The 23244-nt window shown below is 69.9% G+C and carries 24 protein-coding genes and 1 pseudogene; 11 read left to right on the plus strand and 14 right to left on the minus strand.

The annotated features are described in order from the left end of the window. Positions 1-247: 247 nt before the first annotated feature. Positions 248-1465 carry an IS110 family transposase gene (locus ACQE3C_RS12760; protein ID WP_434539564.1) on the plus strand — a complete coding sequence of 406 codons (1218 nt, stop codon included), beginning with the start codon at positions 248-250 and terminating at the stop codon, positions 1463-1465. 10 nt (positions 1466-1475) lie between these two features. Here ACQE3C_RS12760 and ACQE3C_RS12765 read toward each other — a convergent pair whose 3' ends face one another. Together ACQE3C_RS12765 and ACQE3C_RS12770 are read right to left on the minus strand one after the other, a co-directional pair. Continuing rightward, positions 1476-1931: a hypothetical protein gene (locus tag ACQE3C_RS12765; protein WP_434539565.1), complete on the minus strand. Its 456-nt coding sequence runs from the start codon at positions 1929-1931 to the stop codon at positions 1476-1478. A gap of 77 nt (positions 1932-2008) precedes the next feature. After that, complete coding sequence (locus tag ACQE3C_RS12770) at positions 2009-3391, minus strand: MFS transporter (RefSeq protein ID WP_434539566.1); 1383 nt, start codon at positions 3389-3391, stop codon at positions 2009-2011. Here ACQE3C_RS12770 and ACQE3C_RS12775 point away from each other — a divergent pair. Continuing rightward, complete coding sequence (locus ACQE3C_RS12775; protein WP_434539656.1) at positions 3278-3820, plus strand: hypothetical protein; 543 nt, start codon at positions 3278-3280, stop codon at positions 3818-3820. The genes ACQE3C_RS12770 and ACQE3C_RS12775 overlap by 114 nt on opposite strands. Before the next feature lies 1 nt (position 3821). Here the strand turns inward: ACQE3C_RS12775 and ACQE3C_RS12780 are convergent, their stop codons facing one another. Together ACQE3C_RS12780 and ACQE3C_RS12785 are read right to left on the minus strand one after the other, a co-directional pair. Then, positions 3822-4313 carry a SixA phosphatase family protein gene (locus tag ACQE3C_RS12780; RefSeq protein ID WP_434539567.1) on the minus strand — a complete coding sequence of 164 codons (492 nt, stop codon included), beginning with the start codon at positions 4311-4313 and terminating at the stop codon, positions 3822-3824. Between the two features lie 56 nt (positions 4314-4369). Next, the gene (locus ACQE3C_RS12785; protein ID WP_434539568.1) at positions 4370-5509 is read right to left on the minus strand and encodes a DUF7639 domain-containing protein; all 1140 of its coding nucleotides are present in this window, start codon (positions 5507-5509) and stop codon (positions 4370-4372) included. A gap of 38 nt (positions 5510-5547) precedes the next feature. Between ACQE3C_RS12785 and ACQE3C_RS12790 the strand changes: the two genes are divergently transcribed. Further along, positions 5548-6147 (plus strand): O-methyltransferase, encoded by a 600-nt coding sequence (locus ACQE3C_RS12790; protein WP_434539569.1) that lies wholly within the window; start codon positions 5548-5550, stop codon positions 6145-6147. A 38-nt stretch (positions 6148-6185) separates the two neighbouring features. On the opposite strand, the gene ACQE3C_RS12795 is transcribed toward ACQE3C_RS12790, so the two are convergent. Further along, positions 6186-6572, minus strand: coding sequence for a VOC family protein (locus ACQE3C_RS12795; RefSeq protein ID WP_434539570.1), 387 nt, complete (start codon positions 6570-6572; stop codon positions 6186-6188). A 187-nt stretch (positions 6573-6759) separates the two neighbouring features. On the opposite strand from ACQE3C_RS12795, the gene ACQE3C_RS12800 reads away from it, so the two are divergent. The 5 genes and pseudogenes from ACQE3C_RS12800 (at position 6760) to ACQE3C_RS12820 (ending at position 11728) form a co-directional block, all read left to right on the plus strand. After that, positions 6760-7797: a heavy metal translocating P-type ATPase gene (locus ACQE3C_RS12800; RefSeq protein ID WP_434539571.1), complete on the plus strand. Its 1038-nt coding sequence runs from the start codon at positions 6760-6762 to the stop codon at positions 7795-7797. A gap of 145 nt (positions 7798-7942) precedes the next feature. After that, positions 7943-9307, plus strand: a pseudogene (locus ACQE3C_RS12805) (protein kinase domain-containing protein); the annotation flags it as partial. A 27-nt stretch (positions 9308-9334) separates the two neighbouring features. Further along, positions 9335-10144: a PASTA domain-containing protein gene (locus tag ACQE3C_RS12810; RefSeq protein ID WP_434539653.1), complete on the plus strand. Its 810-nt coding sequence runs from the start codon at positions 9335-9337 to the stop codon at positions 10142-10144. Positions 10145-10250: 106 nt separating this feature from the next. Further along, the gene (locus ACQE3C_RS12815) at positions 10251-11483 is read left to right on the plus strand and encodes a hypothetical protein (RefSeq protein WP_434539572.1); all 1233 of its coding nucleotides are present in this window, start codon (positions 10251-10253) and stop codon (positions 11481-11483) included. A 56-nt stretch (positions 11484-11539) separates the two neighbouring features. Continuing rightward, positions 11540-11728: a hypothetical protein gene (locus ACQE3C_RS12820; protein WP_434539573.1), complete on the plus strand. Its 189-nt coding sequence runs from the start codon at positions 11540-11542 to the stop codon at positions 11726-11728. Between the two features lie 143 nt (positions 11729-11871). Here ACQE3C_RS12820 and ACQE3C_RS12825 read toward each other — a convergent pair whose 3' ends face one another. From ACQE3C_RS12825 to ACQE3C_RS12850, 6 genes are all read right to left on the minus strand, one after another. Further along, a complete protein-coding gene (locus ACQE3C_RS12825) occupies positions 11872-12519 on the minus strand; it encodes an MBL fold metallo-hydrolase (protein WP_434539574.1) in 648 nt (215 codons plus the stop codon). A 39-nt stretch (positions 12520-12558) separates the two neighbouring features. After that, positions 12559-13944, minus strand: coding sequence for a class II 3-deoxy-7-phosphoheptulonate synthase (locus ACQE3C_RS12830; RefSeq protein WP_434539575.1), 1386 nt, complete (start codon positions 13942-13944; stop codon positions 12559-12561). A 79-nt stretch (positions 13945-14023) separates the two neighbouring features. After that, a complete protein-coding gene (locus ACQE3C_RS12835; RefSeq protein ID WP_434539576.1) occupies positions 14024-14686 on the minus strand; it encodes a response regulator in 663 nt (220 codons plus the stop codon). Continuing rightward, the gene (locus ACQE3C_RS12840) at positions 14683-15912 is read right to left on the minus strand and encodes a sensor histidine kinase (RefSeq protein WP_434539577.1); all 1230 of its coding nucleotides are present in this window, start codon (positions 15910-15912) and stop codon (positions 14683-14685) included. Before ACQE3C_RS12840 ends, ACQE3C_RS12835 begins: the two co-directional genes overlap by 4 nt. After that, complete coding sequence (locus tag ACQE3C_RS12845) at positions 15909-16946, minus strand: lysophospholipid acyltransferase family protein (RefSeq protein WP_434539578.1); 1038 nt, start codon at positions 16944-16946, stop codon at positions 15909-15911. The genes ACQE3C_RS12840 and ACQE3C_RS12845 overlap by 4 nt, the downstream gene beginning before the upstream one ends. Next, entirely contained in the window at positions 16943-17788 is an 846-nt protein-coding gene (locus tag ACQE3C_RS12850; RefSeq protein ID WP_434539579.1) for a lysophospholipid acyltransferase family protein, read from the minus strand. The genes ACQE3C_RS12845 and ACQE3C_RS12850 overlap by 4 nt, the downstream gene beginning before the upstream one ends. Positions 17789-17852: 64 nt before the next feature. Between ACQE3C_RS12850 and ACQE3C_RS12855 the strand changes: the two genes are divergently transcribed. Next, positions 17853-18239, plus strand: a complete 387-nt coding sequence (locus ACQE3C_RS12855; protein ID WP_434539580.1) for a hypothetical protein — start codon at positions 17853-17855, stop codon at positions 18237-18239. Here ACQE3C_RS12855 and ACQE3C_RS12860 read toward each other — a convergent pair. The 3 genes from ACQE3C_RS12860 to ACQE3C_RS12870 form a co-directional block, all read right to left on the minus strand. After that, a complete protein-coding gene (locus tag ACQE3C_RS12860; protein WP_434539581.1) occupies positions 18236-19279 on the minus strand; it encodes an ROK family glucokinase in 1044 nt (347 codons plus the stop codon). The genes ACQE3C_RS12855 and ACQE3C_RS12860 overlap by 4 nt on opposite strands. A gap of 194 nt (positions 19280-19473) precedes the next feature. Then, positions 19474-20598 carry an NlpC/P60 family protein gene (locus tag ACQE3C_RS12865; RefSeq protein ID WP_434539582.1) on the minus strand — a complete coding sequence of 375 codons (1125 nt, stop codon included), beginning with the start codon at positions 20596-20598 and terminating at the stop codon, positions 19474-19476. 147 nt (positions 20599-20745) lie between these two features. Next, positions 20746-21030, minus strand: coding sequence for a hypothetical protein (locus ACQE3C_RS12870; protein ID WP_434539583.1), 285 nt, complete (start codon positions 21028-21030; stop codon positions 20746-20748). A gap of 99 nt (positions 21031-21129) precedes the next feature. Here ACQE3C_RS12870 and ACQE3C_RS12875 point away from each other — a divergent pair, with 99 nt between their 5' ends. After that, on the plus strand, positions 21130-22896 hold the full coding sequence (locus tag ACQE3C_RS12875) for a DEDD exonuclease domain-containing protein (protein WP_434539584.1): 1767 nt from the start codon (positions 21130-21132) through the stop codon (positions 22894-22896). A 9-nt stretch (positions 22897-22905) separates the two neighbouring features. Next, the gene (locus ACQE3C_RS12880; RefSeq protein ID WP_434539585.1) at positions 22906-23175 is read left to right on the plus strand and encodes an Lrp/AsnC family transcriptional regulator; all 270 of its coding nucleotides are present in this window, start codon (positions 22906-22908) and stop codon (positions 23173-23175) included. Positions 23176-23244: the final 69 nt, after the last annotated feature.

Genomic DNA, 23244 nt, shown 5'->3' on the forward strand with positions numbered 1-23244 from the left:
TGGGGTGGACGAGGCGAATCGTCTTGTCTGCACCCCGGGTCCATCGGGCCACTGCCAGGCTGAGCGAGTCGCCCTTCGGGGACGACCTGGCTGAGAGTTGCAGGGCTCGGTGGCCCGGGACGCGCAGATCGGCCATAGGGCTATGCGCCAAGGACCCGGCAAGGTCCCGGAGCGCCTCAGTGAGCGACCGACCGTCACGTCCCGGACCGGAGTGCTGAATCCGTGGGCTGACGGAAGGAGCACTCTCATGATTGAGGCTACGCCCACCTACGCCGGGATCGACTGGTCCTGGCAGCACCACGCGCTGTGCATCGTCGACGACGACGGACAGCGCATCGAGGAAGCAACCGTGCCGCACACACGGCCCGGGTTGACCAAGATCACCACCCTGCTGCGTCGCCATGGCGTGGAACGGATCGGGATCGAGCGCGGCGACGGACCGGTGGTCGAGCACCTGATCCGCGACGGGTTCGAAGTCGTCGTGATCAGTGCACGGCAGGTGAAGTCACTGCGTGCCCGCTACGGCTCCGCGGGGAACAAGGACGACCGGTTCGACGCGTTCGTGCTGGCCGACGCGTTGCGCACCGACGCCGGTCGCTGGGCGATCGTGCAACCAGACAGCGAACAGACGATCGCGCTGCGGATGCTGGTGCGCGCCCGCCACGATCTGATCGATCACCGGATCGCCGTGCACAACCAACTGCTCGCAGTGCTGCAGCACAACTTCCCCGGCGCGATCGGCCTGTTCAGCCAGCTCGACATCCCCATCAGCCTGGCGTTCCTGCGCCGATTCCCCAGCGAAGCCAAAGCAGCCTGGCTCAGCGAGCTGCGGATGGCGCACTGGCTCAAGGCCAACGCATACTGCGGCCGCCACACCCCGACCCGGCTGGTCGACCACCTGCACGAAGCTGCGACCGGCCGCGTCAGCGGCGCGGCAGCCGAAGCCAGCGAGGTCATCGTGCTGACCCTCGTTGATCTGCTCGCCACCCTGCGTGATGAACAAGCCCGGCTCGAGGCCCGGATCAAGGAAGCACTCCTGGCTCACCCCGACGGCCCGATCTTCCAGTCCCTGCCCCGCGCCGGGACCGTCCGCGCAGCCACCCTGCTGGCCGAGATCGGCGACTGCCGGGCCAGGTTCCCCGACCCCCCAGCACTCGCCGCAGCCGCCGGCGTCGCACCATCGACCAGGCAGTCCGGCAAGCACCTCAACGTCGCCTACCGACGCGGCTGCAACAAACAACTCCGGGCAGCACTGGTCGACTGGGCCCAAGACACGCCCCGCGCGAACGCCTGGGCACGCGACACCTACGACCGCGCCCGAGCCCGCGGCTGCCGACACCCCCACGCAGCAAGAATCCTGGCCCAAAACTGGACCAGGATCCTGTGGCGCTGCTGGCACGACCACACGCCCTACAACCCCGACCTACACGGCCGACTCAACAGCCTCCTGACGGAGGCTGCTTGACATAGGGCTCTCAGCGCCAGACGGCGACCATCGCGTCGTACGGGCCTGCGCTCATCGGCGGGGAGTCGGGCGGGAGCATCGCCAGCGCCGACTCCGGCACCACGTTGCGCATCGTCATCGACACGTCATCGCCCAGCTCGACGCTGACCTCCCACGCCCACTCCTCCATGTAGGGCGCCGAGAGATCGACGCGCGAGCCGTCCCGCGTCCCGGTCAGCTGCATGGGGCCGGGCTGCTGGTGCCACGTGTCGAGCAGCGACGCCTCGACGACCCCGTCCTCACCGACGCCTCCGACGAGCAGCACACCGCGCTGTTCGCCGTCGGCCGGGTGCACCCACGTGTAGTGGAGGGTGAAGCCCTGCTCGCCCACCCTCGTGACGAGTGCGGACGACGGCCCGTCGGCCAGCGGGTCGACCGGCATGAGCCGGAACGCGCAGGTCCCCGTGAGCGATTGGGTGGTGATCATGGGGTCGGTCCTCTCGTCGTCCCGGTGCGTCACCGGCGAACGTAGGCCCTGCGGCGCGGCCTGTCCAGATCGCGGGGTCACACTCGCACCTCGTCCCAGCTGTCCATGCGCGGAAGCGACCGCACGGGCCGGTAGGCGGCGCACACGACCGCGACGCCCACGCCGAGCAGTGCGAAGAAGCCATACGTGCCGGCCAGCCCCACCAGCCCCAAGCCCCAGCCCGCCAAGGCAGGCGACAGCGGCGCCATCAGGATGGCGAGGAAGGTGATCACCGACTCCACCCGCCCCAGCATCTCGTTGGGGACCACGTGCATCAGCAGCCCGCCGACCGCCGCGTTGACCGCCGGCGCCGACACCATCACGACGCCCAGGACCGGCAGCACCACCCGTAGGTCGGGCCAGATCGTCACGACCACCATCGCCGCCGCGAACGCCCCCATGCACGCGACGACGAGGACGCCCGTGGGGATGCGCTTGACCGCCTGCCCCGCCAGCACCGCGCCGAGGAGTGCCCCCGCACCGAGCGCGAACGTCACCATCCCGATCACCTCGGGCCTGTGGCCTGCCATCTGCATCGAGTAGAGCGTGGCCATGACCACCCCGTTCATCGCGAGGTTGAGGATCATGAACAGCCCACACGTCACGAGGATGAGTCGGGAGCGACCGACGAAGGCGAGCCCGTCGCGCAGGTCGCGCCACATCGTCGTCGGCTCCTCCCGACGAGCCCGGTGCTCGCCGTCGATGGCCGCGTTGGTCACCCACATGACGACGAACGACGCCGCCTGGGCGAGGAACGGCGCCGCGTATCCGAGCGCCAGGAGCAACCCTCCCAGCGGCCCGCTGGCCAGACTCACGGCCGCGTCGCGACCCTGGTTGTTCGCGACGGCCTGCGCCAGCTGCTTCTTGTCGACGATGGTGCGCAGCATCGCTTCCGACGCCGGGCTGAGCAGGCTCGCGCGCAACTGAAGGAGGAACCCGAGGTTCGCCAGCGCCCACGCATCGAGCAGGCCCAACGCGGCCAGCACTGCGATCGCCGCCGACAGGACCAGCCCGATCACCGCCGACCACGTCCGCAGCAGCCGCCGGTCGTACCGGTCGGCCAGCACGCCACCCGGAAGGAACCCGATCACGCCCCCGAGCGCCTGCGCGGCCGCAACGGTGCCCGCGACCGCCGGCGAACCCGTCACCGCCAACGTCAGCAGTGGCATCGCGAAGCACCCGAGGCCGAGCCCCAGTTGCTGGGCCGTGTCGCCGCCGAGCCACAGGAGGTAGTTGCGTCGGCGGAGTAGTGGCGCGCTGTGTTGGATGCACCGGTTCAGGCAGCCAGCCCGGCGATGATGAAGGCGATGTCGCACCCGCTGAGGGGGCGCATCCTCGCGATCGTCAACGTGCTCGGCCACGCTCGTTCCACCGACATCGCCGCGGAGCTGGGCGAGCCCGTGAATTCCATCAGCTTCCATGTGCGATCGCTGGCCAACGTCGGCATCCTGGTCGAGGTGCCTGAGCTTGCCAAGGACGCGCGCGAGCGGGTGTGGAAGCTCGGCCCGCCCACCATCAACGCAGACCTCGACCTTCTCAAGGACGACGCCGCCTACCGCACCTCCGCCTCCGCCTCGATCGGCCTCATCTACTCGGAGGTCGAACGGGCGATCACCGCGGCCATGGCCGCCGGACCCGAGACGCTCGCGCACTCGGAGGCGACGTCGCTCCGCCTCACGCGACACCAGGCCCGTGCCCTCGCCCTGCGGGTGCACGCGGTCATCGAGGAGTTCGACGACGACCCCGCCGCGGCCGCCGCGGGCACCCAGACCGAGGAAGACCCCGACGACACCGCCACCGCCATCTACACCGGGCTGTTCGGCATCGCCCCCGTCGGCCGCAAGGTCTAGCTCACTCGACCGACCACTGGTCGTCGGCGGGGCGCCCGGCCGCGACCACCCCGGCAGTGCCCTCGGCGACCTGGGACCAGCTGTCCAGCTCCAGCACCGCCAGCGCCGACGTCGGCATCGGCAGGAACCGCCCCGTCGCGAGGTGGATCAACTCCTCCATCGCCGGGTTGTGTCCCACCAGCACCACCGACGACGCCGACTCGGGCAGCCCCGCGACCAGGTCCGCGAGGTCGTCGCCGTCGAACGTGTAGGCGTCCTCGGCGTCGCGCACCTCGTCCGCGGACAGGTGCCGCGAGACCAGCTCCCACGTCTCCCGCGCCCGCGCCGCCACCGACACGACGGCGAGGTCGACGTCGCCGAACCGGCCAGCCAGCCACTCACCCGTTTCAGGCGCTTGGCTACGGCCCCGGCCGTTGAGCGGGCGGTCGCGGTCGGAGACCCCCGCATTCCAGTCGGACTTCGCGTGACGGATGAGGATGAGGCGTACTCCCATGATGGAACCCTAGCCACGCAGCGCCGCCGACGTGCCTGCCAGACCGGAGTGCGACGTCAGCGTCGGGCGCGCAACTCCGCCCGGACGAGCTCCAGGAGCCGTCCGATCCAGTTGCGGCCTCCGCGGTAGCTGGTCCAGAAGCCGTCGATGCCGTTGGCGTACTCGATGCGGCCGTCGGTGGCGAGCAGCGCCTTCGTCAGGTCCTTGTGTTGCGTGTACTTGGCGCGCAGGGCTGCCGCCATGAGCGCGAGGTTGGCATCGGGCCCGGCGCCCGGGCGCTGCAGCGCGTGGAACGCCGCCGTCACCGTCGGGTACGGCTGGCCGTCGACGACGATCTGCCGCGGGAAGTTGTTGTGCAGCACCTCCGGCGCCGGCGGCTGGGGCCAGTACTCGTCGCGCACGAACACCTTCTCGATGACGGTGGGAGTCCCCGTGAACTCGTGGAACTCGCGCTCCTTGTGGGCTTCCCACCGGGTGCGGTCGGCCCGGCGCTCGCAGAAGTACTCGATCCCCTGCGCCTGGACCTTCTCCGTGACGGTGACGCCCTCGGCCGTCGATCCGCCCAGAGGCGTCAGGAGAACCCGGATCGGCTGGTCCTTCACGTCCATGTCCGAGAGGACGTACGGCCGCAGGTGGGCCGGTACCCGCAGATACGCCTCCTGCATCACCAACCAGCGTTCGTGGCTCGGTTCCTCGGCGAAGGCCTCGGCGGCGTCGCGGCAGAGTTCGCGGGACGTGGGCCGACCGTTGAGGCGCTCGATCTGGTCGGCGACCTCCCTGACGAACTCCTCGTCAGCCACCGGCGGGCCCGACGGCAGGATGGAACCGTCCGCGTACACCTCGAGGTTCGTGACGCCGAAGTAGTGCCCGCCCCTCGAGTCACGGCGGCCGAGGACGTGAGTGACGACGCCGTCGACGCGCTCACCCTCGACAGGTCGGTACGTTCGCGTCCAGGTGCTCATGCGCCCAAGGTAGCGCCCGGGTGGTTCCCCGACTTCAGGACAGCCGCCGGTGCCGAGGTCGAGCGCGCTGGTCGCCGTCGCCAGCGCCTCGCGGCAGTCGCCCTCGAGGTCCCACCAGGGCTCGTCCGCGGTCATTCGCCCGTCGAGTCGGGAGAAGTCCCAGCCCACCATCGACGCCGCCGCGTGCGCGCGGTGCCACCGCGCCAGCGCGTCGTCGGCCGTCGGGTCGTTCACGGGCCCATCTTGCCCACACCCTGTGCTTGGATGCACGCATGAGCTCCACCACTCGACCCACGCCCGACGGCTCCTCGTTCCGCCAGACCCTGGCCGCGCTGACCGCAGCGGCGGAGGACCTGGGCTTCGTGCAGTCCTCCGAGGGCGACCTCGGCCGGCTGCTTCGACTCCTGGTCGCGTCGCGCCCGGGCGGCAGTTTCCTCGAGCTCGGCACCGGCGTCGGTTACGGGGCGGCATGGCTGCTCGACGGCATGGACGCCGACTCACGACTGGTCTCGGTGGAACTCGAGGACGACCTGCAGCGGATCGCGCGCGCCACCTTCGACGACGACCCCCGCGTCGAGTGGGTGCTGGGAGACGGCTCGGAGTGGCTCCGCGAGGCGGTCGCCCGCCCGGAGCGGTTCGACGTCGTCTTCGCCGACACCTGGCCCGGCAAGTACCACGACCGCGACCTCGCCATGGAACTGGTGAAGCCGCACGGCTGGTTCGTCCTCGACGACCTGTACCCGCAGCCGGGCTGGCCCGACGGCCATCAAGCCAACGTCGACCGCCTCATCGCCGACATGCAGTCAGTCGACGGCTGGCGCACCGAGTTCCTGCCGTGGGGCTCGGGACTCATGCTGTGCGTGCGCGACTGAGTCACACCACGCAGAACTCGTTGCCCTCCGGGTCCTCGCTACATCACGATCCACTCGCCCTGAGGGGGCTGCCGGAACTCCTCCACGACGTCGGCACCCGCGGCGACCAGCTTGGCCGCCTTGGCGCGCATCACGTCCCAGTCCTTCGGCTGGTCGGGGCCGCCGGCGTTGCTGTGGACGTCGATGTGCAACCGGTTCTTGGCGGTCTTGGGCTCGGGCACCTTCTGGATGAAGATCCGCGGGCCGTCTCCGACGATCGCGTAGGCGTCGTTCCAGCGCTCCTCGGGAAGACCCCAACTCGTCAGCGCCTCCTCCCACGTGGCGAAGTTCCCCGGTGGGTCCTCGGGCCGGTAGCCGAGCGCCAGCGCCCAGAAGTCACCCAGCCGCCTCGGGTCGGCGGCATCCATGGTCAGTGTGAAGGTCATGACCCATCGTCGCACCGAACGGCGTTTTCAGTGATGGATCTGGTGCCAATGACGGCACCAGATCCATCACTGAGAACGCCCCCTTCCTCACCCCTCCATCAGCCCGCTTCAGAACTTGACGTGCGTCAAGGAAAGAGACCTCGATCATGCGCAATTTCGAGGTCAAGATCACCCCGAAGGACGCATCATGAACAAGATCCACACTTGGCTCCACGGCCGCTGGGCCGTGCCCGCCATCTCCGGCGTCGCCATCGTCGCCTCCCTCATCGCCGACAAGCTGGGCGCGACCACCGTCGGCAACATCCTCATGCTGGCGGCCGCCGTCGTCGCCGGCCTGCCCATCGCCATCAAGGCCTTCCGATCGCTGATGGTCAAGCACATCAGCATCGACCTGTTGGTCTCCGTCGCCGCCATCGGCGCGATCCTCGTCGGCAACTTCTGGGAGGCCGCGGCGGTCACGTTCCTGTTCGCCGTCGGCGGCGCCCTCGAGGCCGCGACCCTCAACAAGACCCGCTCCGCGTTGGCCGAGCTGGTGGCCGTCGCCCCCGACACCGCGATCGTCCTCCGCGATGGCCAGCAGGTGGAGATCTCCGCCTACGAGGTCAAGCCGGGCGAGACCGTCCTCGTGAAGAACGGCGCCAAGGTGCCCGTCGACGGCGTCGTCATCGGCGGCAACGGCGCCATCAACGAGGCGTCCATCACCGGCGAGTCCATCCCGGCCGAGAAGAGCGACGGCGACCAAGTGTTCGCCGGCACGATCTCCACGGGCGGCTTCCTCCAGGTCGAGGCACGCGGCGTCGGCGCCGACACCACGCTGGCGCGCATCATCCACCGCGTCGAGGAGGCGCAGGACGCCAAGGCCAAGACCCAGAAGTTCATGGACCGCTTCTCGAAGTGGTACACCCCCGGGATCATGGTGCTGGCGCTGGTCGTCGGGCTCATCACCCGCGACGTGACCCTCGCCCTGACGCTCCTGGTCATCGGCTGCCCCGGCGCCCTGGTCATCTCGATCCCCGTGTCGATCGTCACCGGCATCGGCCGCGGCGCCCGCGACGGCATCCTCATCAAGGGCGGCGAGTTCCTCGAGACCTCCGCCAAGATCACCGCCGTCGCGCTCGACAAGACCGGCACCCTCACCGAGGGCAAGCCCAAGCTGACCGACGTCGTCGTCCTCGACCCGTCCCTCTCCGCCGACGAACTCCTCACCATCGCCGCCCGCGCCTAGCAGAGGCCACTGACACAACCGGTGCGCAACGACGGCGACTCGCCGCAGCAATGCCCACGGCGATCAAGACCCTTGACCCTAGGATGAGACTCAGGCTGACACGGCCTCTTCCCCCAGTTCCCCGGACCGTGTTTGGAGCAGTTTCGTGACCACTACGAGCGTCAGCGACCCCTTGGTGGGGCGCCTGCTTGATGGTCGCTACGAGATCTTGGCGCGCGTTGCTCGTGGCGGCATGGCAACCGTCTATCGCGCCCAGGATCGTCGACTCACCCGCATCGTCGCGGTCAAGGTGATGCACGACGGGCTCGGCGACGATGCCGATTTCGCGCGCAAGTTCGACCGTGAGGCCCGCGCCGCTGCCCGGCTGTCCAACCAGCACGTTGTCAGCGTCTTCGACCAGGGCATCGACCGGGACCGGCCCTACATCGTGATGGAGTTCGTGGAGGGCCGCACCCTGCGCCACCTGCTCAGCCGCGAGGCACCGCTGGAGCCGCTGCGTGCCCTCGACCTGCTCGAGCCGGTCGTCCATGCCCTGGCCAGCGCCCACGAGTCGGGGCTGGTGCACCGCGACATCAAGCCCGAGAACGTGCTGATCAGTGACCGCGGTGAGATCAAGGTGGCCGACTTCGGGTTGGCCCGTGCCGTCACCGCCCAGACCGCGACCGCCACCCAGGGTCTGCTGATCGGCACCGTCAGCTACCTGCCGCCCGAACTGGTCACCGCCGGCCGCGCCAACGCCCGCTCCGACGTCTACTCCACCGGTGTGGTGCTCTACGAGATGCTCACCGGTGAGAAGCCGCACAAGGGTGACACCCCCATCCAGGTGGCCTGGGCCCATGTCCACCATGACGTGCCCGCACCCAGCAGTGTCGTCCACGCCGACGGCACCTGGCGGCGCGACTCGCGTCGGATCATCCCGCCGTACCTGGATGCGCTGGTCCAGGCCTGCACCAGCCGCCAGCCCGCTGCGCGCCCGGCCGATGCCCGCGAACTGTTGAAGCTGCTGCGCAAGGCGCGTCGCGCCCTGGGCCAGGGCATCGTCGACGACCCCGCGCTGACCGAGTACATGCTCGCCAGCACCCGCCAGGCCCGCCCCGAGGAGCAGCCCAGCCCCACCGAGGTGACCACGGGCTTGGCTGCCGACCTCGCCGCGGTGGTGGCACCGGCCCAGCCGGTGTCCTTCCGACCGCGCAGCGCGTCCTCCCCGGTGACCTCGACCACCGGGTCGATCCCCCGGGGCACCACCCCCACCTCCCCGATCGACCTGCCGGCCGCCCGCGGCTGGCACCACGTCGACCGCGCGCAGGACGAGTCCGACGACACCGAGGACAGCGGCGCAGGGCTGGCATCCAGCCCGGTGCCCCGGCCCCGCAAGCTGGACGACACGGCTGCGCGACCGCATCGTCCGCGCAGCCAGGCCACACCGATCTTCCCGCACATGAGCCAGGACCCGGTGCACCGCCGCCGGCGGGGGCTGGTGGCCCTGGTACTGGTGGTGCTGCTCGCGATCACCGGGTCGGGAGCGGCCTACTGGTACGTGACCGAGGGCCGGTGGACCGAGACGGTCGCGCTGCAGACCCAGACCGGTGAGCAGGCGCGGGTCAATGCCGAACTGGCCGGGTTCACCTTCACCTCCACCGAGGCGTACTCCGAGACCGTCCCCAAGGGGCAGGTGATCTCCACCGACCCGGCCGGCGGCACCCGCGCACTCAAGGGCTCCGAGATCCGCGCGGTGATCTCGCTGGGCCCGGAGCGCTACGCCATGCCCAGCCTGGCCGACATGGACCTGGCCGCCGCCACCGAGGCGATCGTCAAGGCGAACCTCAAGGTCGGCACGGTGACGAAGGCCTACCATGCGAGTGCCCCGGTCGACCGGGTGCTGCAGGCTTCCCAGGCCCCCGGTGACTCGCTCAAGCGCGACACCCCCATCAACCTGGTCATCTCGCAGGGTCCGCGTCCGATCCCGATCAGCAACTACGTCGGCAAGCAGTCCACCGCTGCCACCAAGGAACTGACCGACCTCGGGTTCCGGGTCACCACCAGCGAACAGCACCACGACAGCGTCCCGAAGGGGCAGGTGCTCAGCCAGACCCCCGACAAGGGCTACGGCAAGGCCGGCGACACCATCGAACTGGTGGTCTCCAAGGGACCGGTCCTGGTCACCATCCCCAAGGTGACCGGTGCCGACGAGCAGACCGCCAAGCAGCGGCTGGCCAACGCCGGGTTCAAGGTGAAGGTCGTCTACAACACCGAGGACTGGGTGCGGCTGAACGTCGTCGCCGTGCAGGACCCGGGCGCCGCCAAGATGGCGCCGAAGGGTTCCACCATCACCATCTACGTCAGCTGACCCCAGGTGGGCTGACCCGCCCCAGCTCCACGTTCCTCCGGCGACCCGCGATGTCGCTACCGTGGAGGTCTGGCACCCGGTGGGTGCCCGGGTGAGGAGCAACGAGATGGACCCCTCTGTCATTGTCTGGATCCTGCTGGGCGTGCTGGCCCTGGCCGTGGTGGGCGTCATCATCTGGTACGTGCGGCGACGCGCCTACATCAAGTCGGTCACCGATCGCGGCTGGCAGTTCGTCGACCACCCCGGCCTCGAGGTGGTCCACGGCTACAACTGCCCGCCGTTCGGGCTGGGTGAGAACCGGCGCGTCGACGACATGATCATCGGGCAGAGCTCCTCGGGGCTGCGGTTCGAGGCCTTCGAGTACGACTCCAGCACCTACCGCGGCGGCGGGTACCTGGTCAGCATCCCGCTGCCGCGTTCCCTGCCGGAGTTCTACCACCTGCCCACCAAGGCCCGCGCGAACGGCTCGACCGGGTCGATCATCCACCAGGACGAGGCGGTCACCGTCGTGGCCGACAACCCCGACTTCGGACGAGCAGCCTTGTCGGCGCTCGGCCCGACGCTGGGCCGCTTCGGTGCGGTGCCGGCGAACCTGTCGGTGGACCACGACCGCCTGGTCGGGTTGGGCGCACCGAAGCCCGCCGAGGAACTGGCCGCCTACGTCGAGGCCCTCGCTGCCGGCGCGCAGGCCCTGGCCGGGCCGTCCCTGCAGCAGTTCAGCGGCCCGGCGAAACCGCCCCGGCTGAGCATCTACCGCCGGCCGAACTGGGAGTTCCGCAACCGGGACGATTCCCTGCTGGCCCACGTCCGCCACAGCGGCGGTGGCAGCAACCACCGCGCCGAGGGCTGCATCATCTCCTCCCACCCGACCCTGCCATTCATCGCGCTGACCCACAGGTGGGAGACCACGCGCACGGTGACCTCCACCGACGCCCAGGGCCGCACCACAACCCGCACCGTGACCGACCACCACGAGGAGGAGATCGTCGAGTTCCACCCGCGATTCACCTTCCGTCCGTTCAAGGTCAACCGCGGGCTGATGGGCAACAAGGTGAGCTTCGAGTGGCACGAGTTCAACCAGGCCTTCACCGTGCGCAGCCCCGACCCCAAGTTCGCCTCGGACGTGTTCCACCCCCGGCAGATGGAGTACATGATGCAGGCGCGGCCGGTGCCCTTCGAGTGGGACGAGCGTGGTGTCATCGAGACCGGCGCCCGGGTCGACGCGGGCACCTTGAAGCACACCGAGCAGTTCCTGGAGGGATTCTTCGCCCGGGTGCCGAACTTCGTCTGGGACGGGTTGGGCTACCAGCGGCCCCCGGTGGCCATCGAACGCGGCTGATCGGATAGACTTGGACGTTACGTCAGCATCCGCTTCACGAAAGGAAGGTGTTGAACGTGGCGAAGGACAAGGTCCAGAAGGCCGAGGAGAAGGCCAAGGCCCTGAAGAAGAAGGCCGACAAGAAGGCCGACAAGGCTGCCAAGAAGGCCCAGAAGGTGGCCAAGAAGACCGACAAGAAGGTCAAGGCTGCCAAGAAGTCAGCCGACCGGCAGGCCAAGAAGGCCGCCAAGAAGGCGAAGAAGTAGTCTCGTCCCGGGGGCAGGTCACCAACGAGGGTGACTGATCACCCAGCACGTCCGAAGGGGCCGCACCGCAACAGCGGCGCAGCCCCTTCGACGTTCCCCGGCCCGGGTGGACCTGCTGGCACAGCCGCGTCGGGTGGGCCGGCTCAGTCGGTGAACCGGTGCGGCTGCTGGTGGCGCAGGTCGACGAAGTCGGTGGCGCTCATCTCCTGGTAGCGGTTGAACGCCAGCGCCCAGCCGCGTTCGCTGAGCAGGCCGTCGTGGACCAGGAAGCCGTGGGGTGCCCCGACCGCGCGAATGAAGTCGATGTGCTCCTTCATCGCAGCCCAGGGGCCGTGCGCGGGCACCGCGAGCACGTCGACGCCGCTGGGCACGGTGTCCAGGGCATCACCGGGGTGGAAGAAGGTCTGGCCGCCGGCGACCTCGATGACCAGGCCTACGTTGCCGATCCTGGGGATGTCGGTGTGGATCACGGCGTGTTCACCGCCGACGGCACGCACCTGCACCCCGCCGCCGAGGTCGAGCTCCTCCCCCTCGACCAGTGCCCGGGCAGCCAGGTCGGGCTGCTGGGCGGCCAAGGACGCCTCCAGCGCGACAACCGCGTCCGGGTTTGCCGCGACCAGCCGGGGCCCGTGGTCGGGGTCGAAGTGGTCAGGGTGCTGGTGGGTCGCCAGGACCGCGTCGAGCCCGGTCAACCCGTGCCAGGCATCGGAGAAGTTACCGGGGTCGACCAGGATGCGTCGGCCGGCGGCCTCCACGAGCACGCAGGCGTGGCCAAGATGGGTGATCTGCATGTCACCCAGTCTTGCACCACGCCTGCGGCGGTGTCGGGCTCAGAGGTCCTTGGCCTCGAAGTGCTGCACGGGGTTGTGGCGCTGGGCACCCTCGCGCAGCCGCTCGGCGACGATGAAGGCCAGCTCCAGCGACTGGTTGCGGTTCAGGCGCGGGTCGCAGGCGGTCTCGTAGCGGGTGGCCAGGTCCTCCTCGCGGAGTTCCTCGACACCGCCGACGCACTCGGTGACGTCGTCGCCGGTGAGTTCGATGTGGACGCCACCGGGCCAGGTACCCAGGTCACGGTGCACGTCGAAGAAGCCGTTGACCTCTTCGCACACGTCGGAGAAGGCGCGGGTCTTGAAACCGTTGGCCGCCTCGTAGGTGTTGCCGTGCATCGGGTCGCACGACCAGACCACCGAACGTCCGGTGGCCTCGATGGCCTGGATCACCGGCGGCAGCTTCTCGCGGACGTTGCCGGCACCCATGCGAATGATGAAGGTGAGGCGTCCGGGGGTGAAGTCGGGGTCGAGCGCCTCGGCCAGGGCCACGGCGTCCTCCGGGGAGGTCTTGGGGCCCAGCTTGATGCCGATCGGGTTCTTGATGTGGCGCATCAGTTCGACGTGGGCGCCGTCGAGCTGGCGGGTGCGCTCACCGATCCAGACCATGTGCCCCGAGGTGTTGTAGGGCTCGTTGGTGCGCGAGTCGATGCGGGTCAGGGCGTGCTCGTACTCCAACAGCAGCGCCTCGTGGCTGGAGTAGAAGTCGACCTCGCTCATCGCGGAGTCGTCGAGCCCGCAGGCCACCATGAAGGCCAGCGCCCGGTCGATCTCGGCAGCCAGTTCCTCGTAACGTCCCTCGACGCGGGAGTTGGCCACGAAGTCGGCGTTCCAGGCGTGGATGCCGCGCAGGTCGGCGAAGCCGCCCTTGACGAAGGCACGCACCAAGTTCAGGGTCGACGCCGAGGCGTTGTAGACCTTGAGCAGCCGGTCGGGGTCGTGGCGGCGCGACTCCTCGGTGAAGTCGAAACCATTGATGGCGTCGCCGCGGAAGGCCGGCAGGGTGATGTCGCCGCGGGTCTCGGTGTCCTTGGAGCGCGGCTTGGCGTACTGGCCGGCGATCCGGCCGACCTTGACCACCGGCACCTGCGCGGCGTAGGTCATCACGACGGCCATGCTCAGCAGCACCCGCAGCTTGCCCTTGATGTTGTCGGCCCGCACCGAGGCGAAGGTCTCGGCGCAGTCACCTCCCTGCAGCAGGAACCCACGACCCTGGGCCACCGCCGCCAGCTGGTGGCGCAACTCGTCGCATTCGCCGGCGAACACGAGCGGGGGCAGCTGGCTGAGCGTGCTGACGACCCGGTCACGATGATCGGTGTCGAGATAGGTCGGCTGCTGATGCAGTGGACGCGAACGCAGGTCAGCCAGTGTGGGAATTGCCGAAGACATGCGCCCAACTGTAGCCACTGCGCAGGCGTGTCCCGCGCGGGTGCCCACAGGCGGACGCAGGTTTCCGCGACCGGCTGATTCAGTCCTCGTCCAAGCCCTGCTCGATGGCGTAGAGGGTCAGTTCGACGCGGTTGTGCAGTTGCAGCTTGCGCAGCACGTTCTGCACGTGGTTCTGGACTGTGCGGTGGCTGACCACCAGTTCCTCGGCGATCTCGCGGTAGGCCAGGCCCTTGGCAACGCGGCGCAGCACCTCCACCTCGCGGGGGGTCAGCACGGGGCCCTCGTCGTTGTGCTGCTGGGCGACGCTGACCATGCGCCGGAACTCGCCGAGCACCAGGCCGGCCAGGCCGGGGGTGAACACGGCATCACCTTCGGAGGTGCGCCGCACCCCTTCGATCAGTTCGGCCTTGGGTGCCGACTTCACCAGGTACCCCAGGGCCCCGGCCTTGACCGCCCGCAGGACGTCGTCGCGCTCCCCCGAGGCGGAGACGACCAGCACCCGTATGCCGGGGAACTCATTGAGCAGGATTTCGGCGCAGGTCGCACCGTCCGGGTGCGGGATCTGCAGGTCCATCACGATCACCCCGGGCCGAGTGGCCCGGGCCCGCCGCAGGCATTCCTCACCGTTGTGGGCCACGGCAACGATCTCGAAGCCCTCACTCTCGAGGTCCTCGCTGAGGGCATCGATCCAGATCGGGTGGTCGTCAACCAGCATCACCCGCCTGCGGTCCAGCTCGTTCACGTCGTGGCCTCCTCGTTCATCGCGGTCGGCGTGGTCAGGTTGCCCGGGTCGGGCCAGTGGATCGCGTCGGCGTCCTCACCATCATCGGCGGTGTAGGGAATCGTCAACTCCCATTCCACCCCACGACCGGGGCTCGAACGCACCTCGGCAGTGCCGCCCAGTTCATGGATGCGCCCGATGATGGACTCGCGGATACCCAACCGACCCGCGTCGACGGCCCTCTGCACCTGTTCGCGGGTCATGCCCACCCCGTTGTCACGCACCGAGATCATCATCTCGCCGTCACCCTCCTCCAGCAGCACCCACACCTGCGCGTCGGCGCCGGCGTGCAGTTCGCTGTTGAGCAGCACCTGGGCCACGGCGGCCCGGATCTCCAGGGCGACGGCGGCCGGCATGACCACCGAACCGGCCATCCGTGAGACGGTCACCCGGTCGGTCGACATCGCGTCCAGCATCGCCGACACGTCGACGCGACGTTCGCCGGGGTCGTCATCGGCGACCTCGACGGTGCGGTCCTGCAGCACAGTGCGCAACTGGATCTCCTGCTGGCGGGCCAGTTGCGCGAGGCGCTGGCCGCGGGGACCCATCGTCCGCCCCTCACGTTCGACCATCGAGAGCACCTGCAGGGCACCGTCGTGGACGATGCGGTTCATCCGGTCGCGTTCGGCCAGGGCCATCGTGGCGGCCAGGCTCCGGTCACGTTCGGCGGTGGTCTTGCGGAGGGTGTCGACCAGCTGGCCGATGCCCCAGGCGGCCAGGCAGGTGATGAAGATCGCCGACCAGAAGTGCATGTGGGTCAGCGGGGTCTGCACCACCCCGGCCAGACCGATCACCGCACCGGCAGCGAGCCCCAGCCAGCCGCCGAAGGTGACCGCCACCGCCAGGGCGGCCGCCACCTGCCAGTAGACCGAGGCGGGTGGGAAGGCGTTGGCACCCTCGGTGCCGACCACCCAGCGCGACGACAGCACGATCAGCAGCGCGATGCTGACGTCGAGCGCCAGCAGCACCGGTTGCCAGCGCTGCGGGGCGCCGGCCAGGTTCGCCAGCAGCAGGCTCCAGGCCAGGATGACGACGGTGATCGCGAGGAGCCACCCGGGCCGCAGCACGTCGTTGAGCCGCAGGATGTTGAAGATGGCGGCATGCAGCGCCAATGCGACCCTCGTCCACGACAGCACCCGCTGCGTGGACCGCATCAGGTGCTGGGAGGAGGGCACCTGGTTGCTCACGAGTCGGCCTGCTCCGTGTGGTCGTGGAGGGGCCGGTCGGGAACGGGGCTGTCGGGAACGGGGTTGTCGGGCGGGGGGACGACCCGGCGTTGGCGGTCGCGTTCGGCGGCCTGCTCGGCGCGGGTGCGGGCCTGCTCCTCGGCCTCACGGTGCAGCCGGGCCAGGTCGCGGCGTTCCTCGAGGTCGGCCAGTTGCCTGGCCTCGATCGCGCGACGCTCGGTCATTCGACGCTGCTCGGCGCGGGCCCTCAGCTGGTCGCGGCGCTTCTGCGTGCCGCTGCGCAACTGGTCGCGTGCGGTGGTCGGGTAGGTGTCTCGGTACCTGAGCCCACCCAGGTCGGCGATGGCCGCCATGGTCTCGTCGGTCACCCCGCGGGCCAGGGTTCGCTCGACCGGCAGGCCGCGGAAGCGGGAGAAGTCGAGTGCGGGCCCGAACACCAGGGAGGCTGCGCGGGTGTCGAGCACGGCAGGCACCACCGTCACCCCCGCGGCCAGCACCAGCCGACCCACGGCGTCGCGGCCCTTGTGCAGGTCGGAGTCCGGGGAGGGCGCACCCTCGGGGAACACGGCCACGACCTCACCCTCGGCCAACGCATCGAGGGCCTGCTGCCAGGCATCCCGACGACGGGGCTCGTGGCCGGCGCGGCGGGCACGGGTCGCGACCTCCAGGTCAGCGGTGGCGACCACGTGGACGGGGCGTGGCAGTGCGGCGGCCAGCGCGCGGGCATCGAGCACGTGGCGGTGGTTCACGGCCAGGATGACCGGGCCCTCCTGAGGCAGGTGGCGCAGGCCGGCGGTGGTGCCCTGGCCGCGCAGTGCGGTCAGCAGCGCACGACCCGGGGCTGCTGCCCGTCGCGCCAGGTCCCCGGCCTGGTCGGCGGCCCGACGGGAGGCACTCACGGCCAGGTCACGCACCCGCCCCGCGGCCGAGGCCACCGCAGCCAGCGTGTCCTGGTTCGGGGCGTCCGGGTTCGGGGCGGGCGGCTGGGGCAACCCGGGGTCGGGCCCCGCGGGCACCGGCGGCGGGCTGGTCATTCCGACGTCCCCGCGGGGGTGGGGTCAGCCGGTGGCGTGGGCTCGGCCGCGGGGGCGGCGTCGCTCGCGGGGGCGGGTTCCTTCGTGGCCGGTTTCGGCGGCGGGGGCAGTTCACCGGTGCCCGGTCGGGGCTTGATGTACTGCGAGCGGTCGACGTCCTTCAGGTCACCGAACTTGGCCCGGGTGGCGTAGACGTCGACGTAGTCCTGCCCGGTGAGCTGCTGCACCGCAGCCATCACCTCGTCGGTGACATAGCGCAGCACTTTCATCTCCCCCGCCCGGTCGGCCAGGTGGGAGAAGTCCATCGGTTCACCGATGATGATGCCCGGGTGCTTCATCACGGGGATGCCGAACAGGCCCTTCTGGAACTGGGTGCCCACGAACCCCACGGGGATGATCGGCACGCCGGCCTCCAGGGCCATCTTGGCGACACCGGTCTTGGGTTTGTACATCCGCCCGTCCGGTGACCGGGTGCCCTCGGGGAAGATGCCGACCATGCCGCCGTCCTGGAGCACCTGCATCACCGGGCTGAGGCCGGCGGCGCTGGCCTTGCCGCCCGAACGGTCCAGGGGCACCTGCCCGACCGCGGTGAGGAACCAGCCCACGATGCGCCCACCGAGGCTCTTCTGCTGGAAGATCTCGGCCTTCACCGGGAAGGTCATCCGACGCTTGATCATGGCCGGGAGCAGGAACGTCTCACCATAGGACAGGTGGTTCGCGGCGGTGATCACCGCACCTTCCTCGGGGATGTTGTCCGCACCCCGCATCCACGGACGAAACACCAGTCGGCAGACCGGGGTGAAAAGTCCGTACTTGAACAGGTTGTAGGCGAGCATGGCCATCACGATATGGCATTGGATGCGGCTGGACGGCGGGGACGTGCCCGGGGGCGCCTAGGCTGGTGCAATGACGCCCCATGACCCGGCCGAGGTTGACCGTCGGTTCCGGGAGATGATCCGCACCGAGTTCGCCGAAGAGGTCGACACGGTCGACCCCACGCCAACGGCACCGCCGCCACCCGACGTGGACGACGACGACCCGGACCCGTTCTTCGACGAGTCCTACCGTGAGGTGGACGAGGAGCCGCACACCTGGTCGCACCTGTCGCTGCTCGGCTTCGTCCTGTTCGGCGGGGGCCTGGCGGGGATGTTCGCGATGCTGTTCGGGATCCGGCTCGGGGCGCCCTGGGCGCAGGTGGCACTGGCGGCCACCATCGCCGGGCTGGTGGTGCTGATGGCGCAGGCGCTGCGCACGCCGGCCTCCGAGGACGACGACAACGGCGCCCGGCTCTAGTCCCGCGCCGCCTCGCGCCCCAGTCGCAGCGTCCGTCGACGGCGTCGGCGTCGCAGGCGGGGCCAGAACGCCCGACCCGGGCCGGGTGGTTCGGCCAGGGAGTGGCGGGCCAGGTCGGCGGCCCCCACCATGCCGGCGTCGTGGCGCAGGCCGGCCAGCACGATCGTGGCCGGCGGGCGGAACCCCCGCCCGGCCAACTGGGTCCCGAAGGTGTGCACGGCCGGCGCGAGGACGAGGTCACCCGCGCCGCTGACTCCCCCACCGATCACGAAGGTGTCGGGGTCCACCGCGGCCGCGACATTGGCCAGTCCCCGGCCCAGCCAGGTGCCCATCTGCGCCAGCAGTTCGACGGCGACCTGGTTGCCGGCCAGGGCGGCGTCGGTGATGCCGGGCCCGGTGAGTTGCGCCGGGTCACGGTCTTTGACGTGGTCGAGCAGTGTTTCGGCGCGGGGGCCACCGGCCTCCAGGATGGCGCGGGCTTCCCGCAACAGGCTGTTGCCCGAGGAGTACTGCTCCCAGCAGCCCCGGTTCCCGCAGGGGCACCGGTGGCCGTCTGGCACCACGGTCATGTGCCCGAACTCGCCGGCCATCCCGTAGCGGCCGCGAAACAGGCTGCCGTTGACCACCATCGCCCCGCCGATCCCGGTGCCCAGCGTGATCATGACCATCACCCGCGAATCGCAGCCGGCCCCGAAACGGTACTCGGCCCAGGCCGCGGCATTCGCGTCGTTGTCGACCAGCACCGGCACCGGCAGGCGGGCCTGCAGCCGCTGCTGCAGGGGCTCGTTGCGCCAGGCCAGGTGCGGTGAGAACCGGACGAGGGAGTGTTCGGCATCGATCCACCCCGCCGCCCCCACACCGACGGCGGTGATGGGCAGGTCGGTGCCCAGGTCGGCGACCACGGCGCAGATGGTGTCCTCGACCTGTTGCGGGTCGGTGGACGGCGTGGCCACCGTGGTCTTGGACAGGATCCGCCCCTGGGGGTCGACCACACCGGCGGACAGCTTGGTCCCCCCGATGTCAATCCCGATACTGAGCACCCGCCGAGTCTAGTGACCCTGCCCCGGCGACAAGCAGCGCACCCCCGGCCGGGCCCGTTGCAAGAAACAAGTAGCCAGCAGCACGAAATCGGCGTTTTGCCACCAGTGGAGGCCGCTGGCTACTTGTTTGTCGGGGTAGCGCACGCAGCAGCGCACCCCCGGCCGGGGCCGGGGGTGCGCTGTGAGTGTGGTGGTCAGCCGACGCGGCGGATCGAGTGGATCGGCATCCAGGAGTTCTGCAGCGAGATCATCCGGACGCCTGCCCGGGGGTTGGCGGCGTCGACGATCATGCCGTTGCCGACGTAGATGCCGACGTGGCTGGCACCGGAGTAGAACACCACGATGTCACCGGGCTGGATCTGGGACAGTGACACCTTCACACCTGCGGAGGCCTGGCCCTGGGAGGTGCGCGGCAGGGAGACCCCGGCCTGGCGCCACGCGGCCGAGGTCAGCCCGGAGCAGTCGAACGCATTGGGGCCGGTGGCGCCCATCACGTAGCGCTTGCCGACCTGCGCCTTGGCGTAGGCCACCGCGGCCGCAGCGCCACCGCTGACCGAGGGGGCCTTCGTCTCGGTGGGGGTCTTCGTCTCGGTGGGGGTCTGCTGGGTCTTCTTCTGGGTCGAGGTGCTGGTGCTGGTGGTGTTGCCGGTGTTCGCCGTGGTGTCCTGGTCGGCCAGGGCCAGCTGGCGGGCGGCCTCCTGGCGGCGCAGTTCCTCGAGGCGGGCGGCCTCTTCAGCGGTCAGCTTCTCGAGCAGCTTCTCGGCCTCGTCCAGCTTGGCGTGGTACTCCTTCGACAGCTCACCCTGCTTGTCCTTGGCAGCCTGGATGGACGCCTGGGTCTCGCTGAGGGTGGTCTCCTGCTGGGTCAGGTTGGCCTGCTCGGCCTGGAAGTCCTGCAGCTTGCCGTTGGTGCGGGCGGTGAGGCTCTGCACGGTCGACAGCTGGTTCAGCAGCGACTCGTCGTCGGGGCTGGCCAGCAGCTTCGCGGTCAGGTTCAGCCCGGAGTTCTGGTACTGGGTGAGGGCCAGGCTGCTCATGGACTTCTTCATGGTGTCGACCTTGGCGCGCTGCGCGGCAATGTCGACCTCGAGGGTCTTCACCTTCGCGTTGGCCTGGTCGAGCTGCTCGGTGAGCCGGGCGTACTCCAGGTCGATCTGGGTGCTCTGCTCCTCCAGCGCCTGGACCTTCTTCTGGGTCTCCTTGACGGCATCAGGATCGGCGCTGGCCAGCGCCGGGGAGCTCAGTGCGAGCCCGGCAGCCATGCCGAATCCGAGCAGGGTGCCCACGCCGGCCTTCAGCAGGGTTCGCACTCGCGTCACAGGGTTTCCTTCGTTCGAGGGTCGGATCCGGAGGCCGAATCCAATGACTGAGAAAATCCTAAGACACTCTTAGCGAGATTCAAAGCCGGACCCCGAATCTGGACACCCTCCCCCAGCGCCCCGCGGCCGGGTCCGTCGGCCGGCCCGTCACTGGGCGCGCGGCAGGTGCGCGGAGCCCCGTCCGCGGCCAGACCCGACCGTGACGACCACCTGCGGCGGGTCGTCGGGGGCGAGCATCCCCAGGGCATCGAACAGTTCCATGGCGCGGCGTTCGGCCAGGGTCAGGGGGTCAGCGCCCAGGGGGTCAGGGGCTACCACGGACGGGGTGGGCGCGGCCGGGGCGCTCACCGGCAGCAGGGCTGCCACCAGGCAGTCTTCCGGGGAGTGGCCGGCCTCGGCGCAACCGGGGCATTCGATCCTCAAGGTCTCCATGCGGTTCAGGGTGCCAACCGGGTCGGACATTTCCTGCAGGGCCCCGCGACCAGCAGCTGAGTGACAAAGATGTCAGTACCCCCACCTAGCGTGACCGACATGCCCAGCACAACACTTGCCCACCCACGACACCCGGCCGCCTACCGCGCCGTGCAGCCCTCCCTCGAAGACCTCGGTACCCCGTTGCCCGACGTGACCTTCGTGGTGGTCGACCTCGAGACGACCGGCGGCTCGGCCGACGACACGATCACCGAGATCGGTGCGGTCAAGGTGCGCGGCGGGCAGGTGCTCGGTGAGTTCCAGACCCTGGTCAACCCCGGTACCCCGATCCCCGCGCTGATCGCGGTGCTGACCGGCATCACCAACCAGATGGTCGCCACCGCACCCCGGTTGGGTGCGGTGCTGCCGTCCTTCCTGGAGTTCGCGGCCGGCAGTGTGCTGGTCGCCCACAATGCGGGCTTCGACACCGGGTTCCTGAAGCGGGCCTGCCAGCAGCAGGACCGGGAGTGGCCCGGCTTCCCGGTGGTCGACACGGTGGCCCTGGCCCGCCAGGTGCTGCTGCGCGACGAGGTGCCCAACGTGAAACTGGCGACCCTGGCCCGCTACTTCCGCGCCGGGACGACCCCCGACCACCGCGCCCTGAGCGACGCCCGGGCCACCGTCGACGTCTTGCACGGCCTGCTCGAACGGGTCGGCAACCTGGGTGTGGCCACGCTGGAAGACCTCAACGACCTCACCCACCGGGTCTCCCCGCAGCGGCGGGCCAAGCGGGTGTGGGCCGACCAGGTGCCCGAGAAGCCGGGCATCTACTGGTTCCACGCCGACCTGCCCGACCCGGACGACCCGTCGACGACCCGGCGTGAGGTGCTCTACGTCGGCAAGTCGGTGAACCTGCGCCGGCGGGTGCGCACCTACTTCACCGCCACCGAGAAACGCGCCCGGATGGAGGAGATGGTGCGGGTGGCCACCGGTGTCGACCATTTGGTGTGTGCGACCCCGTTGGAGGCCGAGGTGCGCGAACTGCGCATGATCGCCGCGCACTCGCCGCGCTACAATCGCCGCTCCCGCCGGCAGGACAAGGTGGCCTGGGTGAAGCTCACCCGCGAGGCCTTCCCGCGGCTGTCCATCACCGGCCGGGTGCTCGAGGACGGCGCCGACTACTGGGGCCCGTTCACCGGTCGCAAGCAGGCCGAAGAGGGGGTGTTGGCGCTGCACGACGGGTTCCCGATCCGTCAGTGCACCCGCAAGCTGTCGGCCCGCACCCCGAGTGCGGCCTGCGCCCAGGCCGAGATGGGTCGCTGCCCGGCTCCCTGCGAGCTGGGTGCCGGCGCCGAGCAGTACTCCGAGGTGGTCGAGCGGTTGCGCCGGGCCCTGCGCCAGGACGTCAGGCCGGTCGTCACCGCCATCGGGCAGCGGCTCGACCGGCTGGCCCAGCAGCACCGCTTCGAGGAGGCCGGGGAGCTCACCGGCCGACTGCACACCTTCCTCGCCACGACGCGGCGCTGGCACCGGCTCGCCTCGATCGCGCGCTGTGAACAGATCGTGGCGGCCCGCCACGACGGCCTGGGGTGGGAGATCCATGTGATCCGGCGGGGTCGGCTCGCCGGGGCGGCCTTCAGCCCGCCCGGCAGCAACCCGCGCACCGTGGCCGAGCAAGCCGTCCTGACCGCCGCGTCAGCCCCCGCAGCGCCGGCGGGGCTGCCGGCAGCCTCGGTGGAGGAGGCCGAGCGGATCGCCGCCTGGTTGGAGTCCGACGGGGTGCGGATCATCGAGATCGACGGCGACTGGGCCTGGCCGATCCGGGTGGGGCTGCCGGCGATCGACATCGCCCGCCTGGCCGATGTGAACCTGGAGGTCGATGCCTAGACTGTCGCCATGATCAACGCCATCGTCTTCGTGCACGCCGACGTCTCGTCCATCCCCGAAGTGGCCGAGGCGATCGCCGCGATCCCCGGGGTGACCGAGGTGTACTCGGTGACCGGCCAGATCGACCTGATCGCGCTGGTGCGGGTCAAGCAGGTCGATGAGGTGGCCGCCGTGGTTGCCGACCAGCTCAACAAGGTGCCCGGGGTGCTCGAGACCGAGACCCACATCGCCTTCCGGACCTTCAGCCGCCACGACCTCGAGGCCGCGTTCTCCCTGTGAGTCAGCACCCTGTGATCGGCAGCACCCTGTGATCTCGGCACCCCCGTGATCCCGGCACCCCTGTGATCT

Source organism: Aestuariimicrobium sp. Y1814, assembly GCF_050113895.1.
GTDB lineage: Bacteria > Actinomycetota > Actinomycetes > Propionibacteriales > Propionibacteriaceae > Aestuariimicrobium.